The following is a 14,032-nucleotide window of genomic DNA, read 5'->3' as shown; positions in this document are numbered from 1 at the left end:
ATCGTAATCTATTCTTATACTTAATCCCGGCCTTAAATCTCACCAATCTCATAATTCCCCTTGTAAATATTCCCCAGCCCGCCGTCGATGGAGATGGGATCGCCGGATTTGAAGCGATGCCCATTGATGGTACATTCTTTGGTCGAATCATTAACTTCCAGGCCCTTGCATTTAACAATACAGACCTTACCGATGCTGGCGGCTGCCACTGCGGCATGGGAGGTGACCCCGCCCTTGGCCGTAATCAGGCCGTCACAGACAAAGATGAGCGGAATATCATCGGGCACCGTATCCGGCCGCACCAGAATAATTTTTGCCTCAGGCGTGTTTCGTTTTAAACCCTCCATATCTGCCATATCAAAGGCCAGGAGTCCTGACAACACGGCGCTGCTCATGCCAATGCCGTGACCGACCAGCTCCATTTCGTTGGGTGCTGGCAAAAAGCTGAAAAAGGAGGTTTGTTTTTTCAGGTTCTGATTCCTAGTCTGCAGGATATATAAATCTTCCGGGTTATCGGATTCAAAAGTGAATTCTATTTCCTGATGAACAAAGCCATATTCTTCAATCAGCCGTCCGGCATATCGAATCAGGGCATTATATATTTGGGGAAATCCCGACTCCAGTGACAAGCTGCTATCGCGATAATCCCGTTTTCTTTGCGACTCACTGATGGGCAAGGTATTGACCAGCCCGGAAACCACATCTTCGCCCTGACTGCAGAGGGCAAAATCGCCATAGAGATTAATCCCGGCACATCCGTTAAAAGGACTGCTGGTAAAAACTACCCCGGTGCCGGAGCGGGCCGAGCGGTTCCCCAACACCATTTTCTGAACCACCACGGCCGTGCCCCAGTCGTTAGCAATCTGCAGATGATCGCGATAGTAAACCGCACTTTGGGAAAACCAGGAGTCCAAAACCGAGCGAATCGCCTGTTTTAGCTGTTGAAACAGGTTGCTTTCGATTTCAATGCCATAGTCATTTAAAACCATTTTGTAGCCGTAAGCGATGGCTTTCATCTGGTCGGGACTAAAATTGATTTTAAGCGCCACATCCCATTGTTGTTTGTGTTCCAACATCACCCGGTCAAAAACATCCCGATCAATGCCATAAGCCATCCCCCAACTCTGGAGAAAGCGCCGGTAACAATCCCAGGCTGTCCAACCAAAACCTTCCTGTTTGCTTAAAGCTTCGGCAATTTCATCATTCATACCGACGTTTAAAAACGTTTTCATCGCACCCGGCAAAGAAATCGACGAACCCGAGCGGATCGAGAAGAATAAGGGGTTGTCAGCGTTGCCAAAAGACTGTCCCGTGATTTCCTCAATAACCGCAATATGCTTTGCAATGCGCAAATCCATATCACGCATCATATCCGGATGGCCTTCAATCGTTTCCTTATGCCGAAACACTTCGGTAGTAATCACAAATCCTGGCGGCACATGAAATCCGTAGGTAATCAGTTTTTTTAGAAAATAAGCCTTGGCTCCCAGAAAAACCGGGTTGTCTATTTCTGCGGTGGTTTGGGTCAGCAGACTAAAGCTAATATCGGGGTCATAGGTCATCATGCTTTCAATAAAGGTGCTCGAATAGTTTTTCATCATGCTTCTAAGCCCGTTGATGGTGTCAGTGATAAAGTTATCTAAATCCTGAACCAGAAAAGCCGTGGACAGATTATCGCGCAAGAATTTCTCCGATTCCATATGATAAAACTTACGGTTGTCTCCTGCCATTTCCACCTGTTTTGAGGCAAGAATCTGGGGAATAATAACCTTCATCGGGATTTCAAAGAGATCAAAAAAGTATTCACTGATCATTTGTTTGATATCATTAGCCATGAACTGAAAAATATTGACGTACTGATGAATCGAAAAGCTGGGCGAGGCCAGCCCAAATTTAAGCATATCCAGATGGGAGTTAAACCCTTGATTGTAAATGCCATCAAGCTCCAGCCCATCCTTAAACAGCAGCAGGATCTGATAAATCTGACGAAATGTTTTTGCGGTAATGTATTCTGCATTAAAAGGCTGGGTGACCTGAGTCATCAGCTTGGCCACGGTTTTTTCGAGCCGATACATCAGACCCAGAGCGTCAAATTTGGGTTCCACATATTCGCCGTACATCGAGGGAATATCCGCCGCGATGTGCCGCTTGTAATAAATATTTTCAGTGGCTTCACTGGGATGAGGGTCCTGTATAATCAATTTAAGATGGTTCATGTGTTTATAAAACTGCCGAATCGATGCTTCCTTATCATCTTTTTTAAGGCTTTGTTTTAGTTCGGTCAAATCTCCGGTCAGGTGGGGGCTGTAACCTCTGAGCATCGCTAGAACATCGTCAAATTCGAAGGAGTATTTTTCCAACAGTAAAAAATAAGCTCTGAGAAGATAAAGCACCCGTTTGACATCGAGCGATAGATCCGATCCAAACCTGTGCAACACCTCCCGAATCACGTCAATATCCAGACGGAATAGCTCAGGCGGGGTTACTTTCAGTTCCTGGCAAAGTCGGATCATCGTTTCGTGAGGTCGGATAAACCACTTACTGTCCTGATCGAGACCTTCATAGATTTCCTGGGGAATCATCTCTTGTAACGGTTCCTTATTGCCATCATACCAGTAGGTGATGATTTTCCGGGCCAGATCGATATGGGTATTATTGCTTTCAATATGAATCTGTTTGCGCATAAAATGGATCAGCCGGTCTTTACGACGGGAGGCCTCGTCAATGGCGGTTGTCACATCCCGAAGCTCACCCTCAGCCCCAATTTCCCGAAAATAGACCGGAAAGATACGCGCCAATTGTTTGATTTCCCGATAAACCGGCGTGATTTCACCGTTTAGCAGCCGGGTGATATCCCGCTGAAAAAGATCGGTGTCGGAAATAAAGATCCCACCAAGCTTGAGATTGACAATAAGGGCCGCCAACAGCTCCCGCATGGCCCGGGGATTTTCTTCAATTAATTCCAGCCATACCCGAATGTTTTTGACGTGATTGGAATCGATCAGAATCTGCCAATCGGTATTGAGACTCAATTTCCCCGGGTAGTTAAAACCCATCTTAATCAGCGCTTTAGTGAAGTAATCAATATTGGCAGTGTCTCCGGTGGCAATGATTTCTTTGCCCAGGGTGAGAATACAATCCAGTACGGTGCCGCCATGCTCCGCACTAAGTTCTTTAAACTCGTCCATGATGGTATTGATAAAATCGATGATATCGTTAGAATCCAGTTCATCAAAGATGTTGCGCAGATTCCGGTTGATATCATAGATCAGATGGTCGTTGAGGGTAGCCATCCCGGGCAAATGCAGCAGATAATACAAATAGTAAATCGTTTCCAGATGGGTCGGGAATTTTTCTGAGAAGCTGCGAAAATAATTAGCGATGTCATTAAAAAAAGGCTGCTGCTGAAGTTCCTGCCAATCGGTGGCTTGTTGGCGCTTCGTTCTGAGCTCCTCAAAAAAAGCATGACCGATGGCCTCGATGTCGTCCGCTTGCAAATGGGGAAAGAGTTTTTGCCGGGAAGCAAACCATACATCAGCCTGGGAGCTTTGATCCCAGTAATCAATGCACTGATCGAGCAAGTTTGTGGTGATCTCTACCAGCGTTGCGCTAAATTCGGGTTCCGCCGCTACCTTGTTTAAATGTATTTTAAATATACCGGAATTTTTAACATAAAGAAGTTCGTGCGCCGTCATGTCCGCTTTAAGGACCTCGATGCACAAAGAAATTATTGTTTTGGGATAATCATCAAGATTGGCCAGACGATCCATAAAGCGGATTAATACCTGACTGAGTAAGACCCGTTGGCTGTCTTTTAGTTTGGAACGCAGCACTGAGCGGATCATCTCCACCAGTACCGTGAAAGCCTTTTCGGATTCTTCCAGCTCGTAGTAGAGCCAGAGATCGCCAAGACAAATGGTCTGCAGCGACTCAATGACATAGCGATTGTTGCGATACTTATGATTGAGCTCAACCAAAAATTCCTGGGTGCGCTTATGAATCCCCCAGTACTCTTTTGATAACTCGCCGAACCATAGCTGAATCTCCGGGATCTCAGTGACACTTTCCCGGGTCTGATTAAGATTGGCCTCTAAAGCCTTGGAAGAAAACACGTTCGCCATTTTTCTATCCCCCTGATTACAATCGATTTAGTTAAATAATTATCTTCACCCTATTTCGGCCCGCCTCATTGGTAACGGTAACGGATTTGGCATATGTATTAATAATCGCCAGTGATAGTTCGTTTTCCTCTGCCTTTTCCAGTTCATAGGCATCCCCTTCAAAGCTGGCCTTAATGGTGATCTCACCGTTTAAATCTGAATACTCCACCAAAAGTGCAACGCTGGCCTTGGGAAACGCCCGCAGCAGGATCGCGAGGACCAGCTCCTCACAAACCAGTTGGACATTCATAATCTGACGATCGGTAAACATCTGCTTTTTAAGGAAGGTTTCGATTCTGGCATTAAGTTCATAGAGATCAAAGCCGCTGCCCGCGGCGATATATTCAAAGGATGAAATTTTCCGGATAAACGCCCGAGTCTTGGCCTTCTTGGGATGATCAAAAATTTCTGCTGGTGTTCCATCTTCGTAAATTCCCTTTTCGTCCATATAAAACACCCGGCTGGAAACATCGCGGGCAAACTTCATCTCATGGGTTACGATCATCATCGTCATCCCGCTTGACGCCAGTTTACGGATAACCCCCAGTACTTCACTGACCATCGTGGGATCCAGGGCTGATGTGGGTTCATCAAACAAAACAATCTCCGGTTTCATCGCCAGAGTTCTGGCAATCGCCGCCCGCTGTTTCTGGCCACCGGATAATTCGTCAGGGAAGGCCAGGGCTTTTGACCGCAGCCCGACCATTTCCAGATAAGCCAGCCCTTCATCATAGGCTTGTTGCCGGGGCATTTTTAATAAATTAACCGGCCCCAGCATCAGGTTTTCAATAATCATCAGATGGGAAAAGAGGTTGAAAGACTGAAACACCATTCCCATTTTCTGGCGCAGTCCTGAGACATCGGCATTTTTAGCCAGGATGTTCTGGCCATCAATGACGATCTCGCCACTAGTCGGGGTTTCCAGCAAATTGATGCAGCGCAAAAAGGTTGACTTGCCGCAGCCTGATGGCCCGATGATCGAAATCACTTCGCCTTCTTTTATCTCGGTGCTGATGCCCTTAAGCACCGCCAATTCTCCAAAGTTTTTGGACAAACCATTAATTGTTATCATTCTGCCACCTCCGCTACACTCACTTCCGGATCGATAATCGCTTTGACCACCCGTTTCCGGCGTTTAGGATCAATCGAAACTTCAATTTTTCCCAGCACGATAATAAACAGGTAGGTGATCACAAAATAAATAAAAGCGGTCACAAAGAGCGGGAAAAAAGCATCAAAGGTTCGGCTCCTGATAATATCTGTCATCTTGGTCAAATCTTGAATAGCAATATAGCCGACGACCGAGGTCATTTTTACCATACTGATAAATTCGCCCTTAAAAATCGGCAGAATGTGACGCAGTGCCTGGGGTAAGGTGACCTTAAAAAAGCTGGATACCCTGGTAAATCCCAACGCGTAGGCCGCCTCCAGTTGACCCTTGTCGGTGGCATCAATGGCAGTCCTGAATATCTCGGCCGAATAGGCGGCAAAGTTAATCGAGAAACCCACCACAGCGATGAGAATCGGGGCAATATCCACTGACGCAAACAAAATGTAATACAGGATCATCAGGGTTAAGACAATTGGCACCCCCTGTATCAGCCGGATATAAACAATCGCCAGCCCGGATACAATCTTTACCCGGGACTTGCGCATCGCACAGACTACTGCTCCCAGAACGCTGCCAAACAATAGTGACAACATCGAAATAACAATGGTTGTCCACAACCCCTGCAAAATCAGCTTATAGCGATCTTCGACAACAAATGTTTTATTAAAGCTATCCTGAAGCGAGGTAAAAAAACCGGTCAAGAATGAACCCGCAGTAGCGGTACTGTCGGTGGAGACTTTATTTTTAACGAGGGCCACGGCACGATCTGATTTAAGCGGTGTCAGGAATCGGATCGACGCTGCCCGTTCCGGTGTATAGGCCAGGTAGAAAGCCAGGTCAATCTTGCCCGCGGTAATGCTGGGGATAATGGCTGAAAAATCCATCGTCTTAACGTCTAAACTCATTCCCAGTTTGGCCGCCAGGATTCTGGCCAGATCGACTTCCAGACCCACCAGCTCATTGTCTTTATAATAAGAATAAGGATAATCATCACCGAGAACGCCAGCGACCAAGGTACCCTTTTCGCCGGTCAAGGTAACCGGTGTCAGCACCTTTTGGGCCTCATCACTGCCCATCCATTTTTTTGTCAAGGCATCCAATGAACCATCGGTGATCATGCTTTTCACCACCGCATCCAGCTTGTCCCCAAGCTCGGTGTTTGTTTTGCTCATCCCAATCGATGCCGAGTTATCCGCATATGGGGGTAAGGCCAGCAGGTCAGGATTCTGTTCGATAATTTCAGCCACCTTGGATTCACTCGTTAGCATCGCATCAATCCGATCCGCTTTCAGGGCTTCTGTCATCGCTGAAAAATCGTTAAATTCATATTCCATGGAATCATACAATGGGCGAAAATTATCAATGTGCACCATGCCGGTAATAAAGCCCACCCGTTTGCCATTAAGCTCATCATTGGTGGCAATGGTGCTGTTTTCCGCTTCTATATTTCCCGAAAACATGCTTTTTCGTACCATCACGCTGTTGTGAAGCACCACATAGGCATCACTGTAAAGGACTTCCTGTCCCCGTTCGTCGGTTTTAAAAAAGTCAGAGATAATAATATCGCCTTTGCCGCTTTGCAGCGCCGGGATCATCGCGGCATAATCCATGGTAATGATTTCATAATCAAAGTTGGCGTAATTGGCGAAGCGCTCGATAAACTCAATATCGTAACCGGTGAGCTCGCCATTTTCGTAGTAATTCATCGGTTCGGTCATGCCGTTAGTAATAATTGTCAGCTTCTTTTCCGGGTTCTGGGGTTTGGGAATATCGGGCATCACGCCACCAATGTTCTCAATCCAGCGGGTCACCATTTCGTCGGCAGTTCCATCCTGATGAATCCGTTTAATAAAAGCATTAACCTGGTCATTAAGCCCCGTATCACTCAACCTGACCACAGCAGCGATTTCAATATTGCCCAGTTCCTCGGGCAGCTTGACCAGATCGGGATTGCTGAGCAGAATACGATCAACCCCCGAGCTGTCATAAATGACCGCCGTGGCCTTGCCACTTTTAAGCGCCGCCACGCCATCAATAAACTGGGTGAAGTACGAGATTTCGGCATTGGGCATAAACTCTTTCGCCACTTCTTCTGGTGGCGTTCCTTCCGGAACGCCGATGATATAGCCGGCCTGGTTTAAATCACTGGTACTGTCAATTTTCGCTTCATCCGCGGCTGAACAACCACCGAACAATACAATTATAAACCCTAGCATTAAGGCCAAAAGCTTCTGTCTATTGGGCATTATCCCCTCCTCAATTCTATCCTCTTTTGCCGCTAACACTGGTGCATCGGGATCAAACCCCTTCGCTATAATCTTTTTATAATCACAATCCAACATCTTCCTTATCACTTTGTTTAATAACCTAACTTACATATTTTTTTATTGTTAAAATGTTTTTATTTTCTTCAAAACGATAGTCCACCTCATCCATGGTTTTTTTGACCATCAGCACACCTAAACCACCGATTTGGCGCTCTTCAGCTGTCAATGTGATGTCCGGATCCGGGTTATCAAGGGGATTGAATGGTTTTCCACAGTCAATAAACTGTATTTCCACCAGCAACGGGTCACCATAGGCGTCAAATTGAATGATCACCTTGCCATCATCCGGAGCATAGGCATAGTGGGCAATGTTTGTATATATTTCTTCTACCGCCAAATCAACTTGAAAGATCATTTTCATATCGGCTCCAGCCGCCTCCAGTTCGGCATCGATAAATTCAAGAATCTTAGATAAATTTTCTGTAGATGCATCAACGGTTAATTTCTTCATACGCTCTGATCTCCTTTACTGTTGGTTAACAAATCCACCGGGACCCCCATCACATCAATCGTTTTAATGGAATGAAATCCAAGTCGCTCGTAAAAATTCTTATTGTCCGTGATGTTGCTGTTTTCTAAATAAATGGGACATTCGCTGAACTTTTTAATATCATATTCCATCAGCACCCGGCCCGCCCCTTTCATCACAGAGCCAAGCATAAAGATATAATGGTGTTCTTTATTATAATGATAGCGCTCAGTGATCAGAGCTTCATTTTTTACCATAATCAAACTTTTAACCTGCGCAAGCATTAGAAATTTGATGAGTTCTCCCAACATACCACTGACTAGGGCCGTGCGGATACTAAAAAACGGTCTGCCTTTATGATTCCAAATGGAAGCACCGACTACTTTATCATCAACAACCGCCACATGAATTTCACCATTGCGATTGTAGTAATTGACCATTAGCTTGATATATCGGCAAAGATCCTTTTCATTCTGAAACACGGTTCGGTAGAGGGGGTCATTCTTAAAGGCGTGGCACAACACATCAGTCGCCTTTTTCATGTTATTTTTGTCGAGCTTTCTGTCCCATATGGTTATCATAAGCACCCCAAGAACGTCTCTTTGCTTATTTCAAAAAGTGTCGCCTTGTCATTGGACCAGATCAACTTCCCGCCAAGAGATACCATATTGTTAATACCATCAGAAGTTATTGCGAAAGCGATAATTTTCCCAAGCGCATAGCCTTCTGCATGTTTTTTCTTCAAATAATCCCTGATTGAATCCACTAATAAATATGAAACACCCTGATGACGAAAAGCTTGCTCGACAACAATATCAAACAAGAGAATATCGTTATTCCTTCCTTTTTCCAAGGGAACGACATCTGTATCATTAAGATTATCATCAATATACTCCCGGTTGTCGGCCGCCCGTTGATAAATACTCGAATTCACACTAAAAAAGCTGGTAAAACCAATTAGCATATCACCAGAAAATGCCGCAATCAAACCGTCTTTAAATTTCAAAAACCGTTTTTCGGCCATCCCTTCATTAGATATTATGCTATCTCCGAAAATTTTACGATCCAAATCAATTATCGCTTCAAAGTCCTGCCTCGACAAACACTCGCCCTGCTTTATCCTAATATCCATGCCACTACTCCTCAAGCTTAAACCCGAGCATAGTGATATCATCAAACTGCGGTTCGGTATCGGCAAATTCGTCTACATCCGCTAAAATATCGGCGCACAGTGATTTAATATCATGCTCGTCTTTTGAAGCAACCAATGTTTTCAGGCGTTCCAGTCCATAAAACTCATTTTTGGTATTATTCGCCTCGGGAATCCCATCAGTATAGAGATAGATAATATCCCCTTTTTCGATTTGCGATTCATTCATCTTATATTTAGCCGTTTCCATGCCAGCACAAACAAATCCTTTCTTACCAGTAAGCATTTCAACGGTGCCATCTTTTTTCCAGATAATTGCCGGGTCATGTCCGGCATCGCACCACTGGAAGACCCCAGTTTTGACATTAATAATGGCAATCAGCAAGGTCACAAACATACCCTGTTCATTGTTGTTGCACAGACTAACATTAGCTTCGGTCATGACCTCATCGACAGGCAGGCGCCTGAGTACCAGATCTTTTACGGTCGCTTTGGTCATCGCCATAAACAAAGCCGCTGGAACCCCTTTCCCGGAAACATCGCCAATGGTGATACAGAAGTGATCATCATCCACGAAAAAGAAGTCATAAAAGTCGCCGCCGACATCTTTAGCCGCCCGCATCGAGGCATAAAGGGTGAACTCGTTTCTGTCAGGATATAAAAAATTCCGGGGCAGCATGCCTTCCTGAATCAGGGTGGCAATCCGCAACTCGGTTTCAATCCGCTCCCGTTCAGACGTGACGCTAGTCAATTCTTTGATATAACGGATAATATCACTGGTCATCTTGTTAAAGGCTTCGGCCAGAATTTCGATTTCATCACCGGTTCGTACTTCGATATTCAAAGCCACAATCTCATTGAGGTTATCATCGATGTTGGTATTGACAAAATCGGTGGCATTATCAACAATCACCTGTAACGGATCGATAATCGATTTGTTAAGAAATAGCAGATAAATGGTGATAAATAAAATTAGGATCAGTGCCGCAACAAAAGAAACCAGAATAATATAATTACTAAGAGTCGAATTAATATCTTTCATGGACATATCTGCCCCAATAATCAAAGTCGGATTCCCTTCTGCATCTTTTAACACATGAACTGCAGAAATCAGATATCCGAACTCACTTTCATTCGTGATAATGGTCTTTGATTTCTCAGAACCGATAAAATATTGATTAGCAGCATCAATATCTTCTTGTGGATAATAGTCTGTTCCCAGAAAATCACCAAGAACAAAATGACCTGCCGTCCCCGGTTTGGTTCCCTGCCCAAAAACTTTAAACCCTTGTTCAATTGGGACATAGGCATAAAGGAATTCCAAGTGGTTCTGTTCCTGGATGACCTGCAACTCTTTAATGAACAATTCATAATCAGAATCGGTCTGGCCCGTTTCATAATACTGGTTGACCTTGTCTACCGGAGCAAAGGATGAAGCGGTTTTCACGAGTGATGTGATGTTTTCTTCATAGCGTTTAAACATGGAATCCCGATAACTAAAATAGGAAACCAGCACAATCACCAATGATAACACCAGTGCCAGAATCATACTGGCTGAGGCAAACTTGGTTTTTAAACTGATTCGACGAATGCTCTTTTGTTCTTTCATACATGCCACCTTTTCTATAAAATAATAAGCAAATTGTTAAATACCAGGGTTCGGTTATAGGCAAATGATTTTGCCTTTTTGCGTACAATTGATACACCCAGATAATCAAGCCCTTCATCCGGTTTTTCCGGTTCTTCAAAAGGATTGTAGCTGGTGCTGTCATCCCTGAGCCGAATATAGATGTCCTCTTCAAATAGAGCAATTTTTATATGGATATAATGCGGTTTCCCATCACTAAATCCAAAATTAATTATATTAGTTGCCAATTCTTCAATGGTCAGGTTAATAAAATAAGCGTTCCTGCTATCAATATCAAGCCGTTCACAGAAAGCTTCAATCTCAACCACACAATTTTCAAGCTCTTTAATGTCAGAAGAAAGGGTTGTTTCATATAGTTTATCCTTCGCGATAATCGGTTCTCTAAACAATAAAATATTTCGGTACCCGCCCTGTTTCTTGATAACCAGTGCCGCAATGAGCAGGATCACCATGGTTGCCGTTTCCGCCGCTACCATTGCCAATGCTGTTCCGAGCACTCCAAAAACCGGAATAAACCAGGCCGAAAAGGCAACCAGCAGCAATAGCCCCCGCATAAAGTAAATCAGCCCCGCCAGAGACGGCCGCTTAATGGTCTGGTAAAAGTGTGCCATGATGCAGTTAAAGCAGGTTTGTACTACCCCGAAGGCAAAGATGCGGATGGTCTGAGCTACCAGCGGCAGATTGTCCGCCACCCCAAACATCGACGCAATAGGTTCTGCGAAGATCAGCAAAGCCAGGGCACATGAAGCACTAAGTAAAACTGCCGTCTTTAAGGACAGGCCCATGGTGTTATAAACACCTTCAGTATCCTTCTCCCCGGCAAACGTTGCGACCAGTGGTGCCAGAGCCAACGAAATACCATCAAATATGGCATAAGCAAATAATGATACGTTAAAAAGGATATTATAGACACCCAATCCCCCGCCCCCCGCGGTTACACTGAGTAAATTATTAATAACGATCAAGGTGATCCCCTGATAAATAAAGGCCGATGCAATCCCAAAGCCCCCCTGAAAAAGCTGAGCGCCGGCTTTGGGACTCAGGGAAGTCCGACTCAATTTAAGGTGATTATGCTTTTTAAAAAAGTGCAGTGAATAGATGAAAACCGCACACAGCTGTCCGATAATCATAGCGAGCGCCCCACCAAACACACCCATCTTCAGTCCAAAGATGAAAATCAGATCCAAAACCAGATTTACCGCCACCGAAACACCAATCCCCAGAGTCGACAAAAATGGATCGGCGTCACTGCGAATCAGCAACGACATCACCGGAGCCAGAATAAATATCGGTGCCATGACTACAATCGGCCACATATAATCCCTGGCACTAGCAATTCCCGCCCCTCCGGTAAGAGCAATAATGGTCGGCAGAAAGAGGCTTCCCAATACCGCAATAACGACTCCCACTGCCGCTGCAAAAACTACTGCCTGGGTAAAATAGGATCGAACCCCATCTTTATCCTCAGCGCCAATGGACTCGGAAACTCTCAGTGATCCACCAACCCCAAAGGCGTAACCGAACAGGTTATAAACCGCGTATATCGGCATTGAAACGGCCAGTACTGACAAACCAACTGCACCAAAAGCATTCCCCAGAATGATAGCATCGACAAAGGTTCCCAGCACTACCCCAGCCGAAGAAAGGATACTGTTGATAACAAATATGCGAAAAGCCTTGTTAACAAAATGTTGATTATTCATGATGCCTTCTCTCCACGTCCTACTTTTTCAGTTTTAGTAAACTGATCCCAGGGGAACAACAAATCGATTGATTATCAAATAATTACGTTGCTAAAATATCACCCAATTAAAAAAAAGTTATACGTGGTTATTATAGCATATATTATTCATGCGATGCTCAAGATTTATTTAATTAATTGGAACGTTTTCAAAAATTTTCTGACAATGAAGCTCTCGTTTTGACATAAAAAAAGCCTGAACCTAATCAGACTTTTCTCACTCATTTTTTATTGAAAAAATCAACCCTTCAATCATTTTATTGGCATCACCCAAACTTCCATCTTCGTTATCTTCGGGTCATGACTGGCATAGCGTTCAATTGTAAAGGGCATGGTTGCTAAGTGATGCTTGGATAACCAGGTTGCAAATAAATATTTATGTGCCTTATACACTACATCCATGTATATTAGAATTTCTTAATTAATTCTTAACTTAGAACCATTTCAAGACATTTTTAAGCATTGGCATATATATTATAAACATACAAAGCATCATCAAACACTTAAACTATCCTAACCTTTCATGAAAGCAACGGTCTTATCGAAGAGCCGTTGTTTTTATTTTTTGTTTCTCCTTCTAAGCTTTAATACTGCCACTTTTCCTCATGCCAATCTTAATCTCTCCGCTTATATCGGCTTATTCTTCTTAAATTCCTTTGACAAAATCAATTCATGGTTATAAACTAAAATCAACAAAATTAAATTATGATGCTGAATCAACATTTAATCGCGACTATTTAAGTAAGTAAATTGATCAAACAAAATTTATTGAAGGAGAAATTAAATGGGAAAATTATTCTATCAAGGCCATGGCAGTTATCGGCTTGTCACCGATCAGGGCATCGTACTCTACGTTGATCCATTTGCTGGGGAAGGCTACGATCTTCCTGCTGATATTGCCCTGATAACCCATGAACATCCCGATCATAACAATTTATCATTATTACAGCAACATCAGGGGTGTGTAGTTGTCCGACCGGAAACCATTCTGATAAACGGTAATTATGGAACCCGGACTATTCATGAAGTTGCTATCCAGGCCGTACCGGCCTATAATTCCGGGCATGACAAAAACAAGTGTGTGGGCTATGTGATTGAGCTTGATGGCGTTAAAATTTATGCTTCCGGTGATACTTCCACCACCGACTATATGAAAGACGTTTTATCTAAAGAAAAACTTGACTATGCCTTGTTGCCGACTGATGGCTTTTATAATATGGATCCCAAGGAAGCCTCCGACTGTGCAGCAGTCATCGGTGCCGTCCATACCATCCCCATTCATATGAAACCGGGTGCTTTGTTTGATCGTAAAATTGCCGAAGCCTTTGTGGCTGAAGGCCGCCTGATTTTAGAACCCAATGACGAAATAATACTGTAGTTTTCTGGAGGTAGACCAATCAAATATATCATCAAAGATAAATCCTTT

The 14,032-nt window shown here is 44.0% G+C and carries 8 protein-coding genes and 1 pseudogene; 1 reads left to right on the top strand and 8 read right to left on the bottom strand.

Annotated features, from left to right (window positions below):
- Window positions 1-32: 32 nt before the first annotated feature.
- From DOZ58_RS13265 to DOZ58_RS13230, 8 genes and pseudogenes are all read right to left on the bottom strand, one after another.
- A complete protein-coding gene (locus DOZ58_RS13265) occupies window positions 33-4,121 on the bottom strand; it encodes a PEP/pyruvate-binding domain-containing protein (RefSeq protein WP_111888720.1) in 4,089 nt (1,362 codons plus the stop codon).
- Window positions 4,122-4,515: 394 nt separating this feature from the next.
- A pseudogene (locus DOZ58_RS13260) lies at window positions 4,516-5,232 on the bottom strand (amino acid ABC transporter ATP-binding protein); the annotation flags it as partial.
- Window positions 5,229-7,517: an ABC transporter permease subunit gene (locus DOZ58_RS13255; protein ID WP_162624519.1), complete on the bottom strand. Its 2,289-nt coding sequence runs from the start codon at window positions 7,515-7,517 to the stop codon at window positions 5,229-5,231. The gene DOZ58_RS13255 and the pseudogene DOZ58_RS13260, both read right to left, overlap by 4 nt.
- A 121-nt stretch (window positions 7,518-7,638) precedes the next feature.
- Window positions 7,639-8,049 (bottom strand): ATP-binding protein, encoded by a 411-nt coding sequence (locus tag DOZ58_RS13250; RefSeq protein WP_111888717.1) that lies wholly within the window; start codon window positions 8,047-8,049, stop codon window positions 7,639-7,641.
- Window positions 8,046-8,609: a GNAT family N-acetyltransferase gene (locus tag DOZ58_RS13245; RefSeq protein ID WP_204355407.1), complete on the bottom strand. Its 564-nt coding sequence runs from the start codon at window positions 8,607-8,609 to the stop codon at window positions 8,046-8,048. The genes DOZ58_RS13250 and DOZ58_RS13245 overlap by 4 nt, the downstream gene beginning before the upstream one ends.
- Before the next feature lie 35 nt (window positions 8,610-8,644).
- The gene (locus DOZ58_RS13240; protein ID WP_111888715.1) at window positions 8,645-9,199 is read right to left on the bottom strand and encodes a hypothetical protein; all 555 of its coding nucleotides are present in this window, start codon (window positions 9,197-9,199) and stop codon (window positions 8,645-8,647) included.
- 4 nt (window positions 9,200-9,203) lie between these two features.
- The gene (locus tag DOZ58_RS13235) at window positions 9,204-10,826 is read right to left on the bottom strand and encodes a SpoIIE family protein phosphatase (RefSeq protein ID WP_111888714.1); all 1,623 of its coding nucleotides are present in this window, start codon (window positions 10,824-10,826) and stop codon (window positions 9,204-9,206) included.
- Window positions 10,827-10,840: 14 nt separating this feature from the next.
- Entirely contained in the window at window positions 10,841-12,568 is a 1,728-nt protein-coding gene (locus DOZ58_RS13230) for an MATE family efflux transporter (protein WP_111888713.1), read from the bottom strand.
- Between the two features lie 822 nt (window positions 12,569-13,390).
- On the opposite strand from DOZ58_RS13230, the gene DOZ58_RS13225 reads away from it, so the two are divergent.
- On the top strand, window positions 13,391-13,984 hold the full coding sequence (locus tag DOZ58_RS13225; protein WP_111888712.1) for an MBL fold metallo-hydrolase: 594 nt from the start codon (window positions 13,391-13,393) through the stop codon (window positions 13,982-13,984).
- Window positions 13,985-14,032 lie beyond the last annotated feature (48 nt).

Origin of the sequence: Acetobacterium sp. KB-1, assembly GCF_003260995.1 — a bacterium.
In the GTDB taxonomy this organism is placed as follows: domain Bacteria; phylum Bacillota; class Clostridia; order Eubacteriales; family Eubacteriaceae; genus Acetobacterium; species Acetobacterium carbinolicum.
Note: the sequence above shows the minus strand (reverse complement) of the source record. Positions and strands in the feature narration are given on the sequence as shown.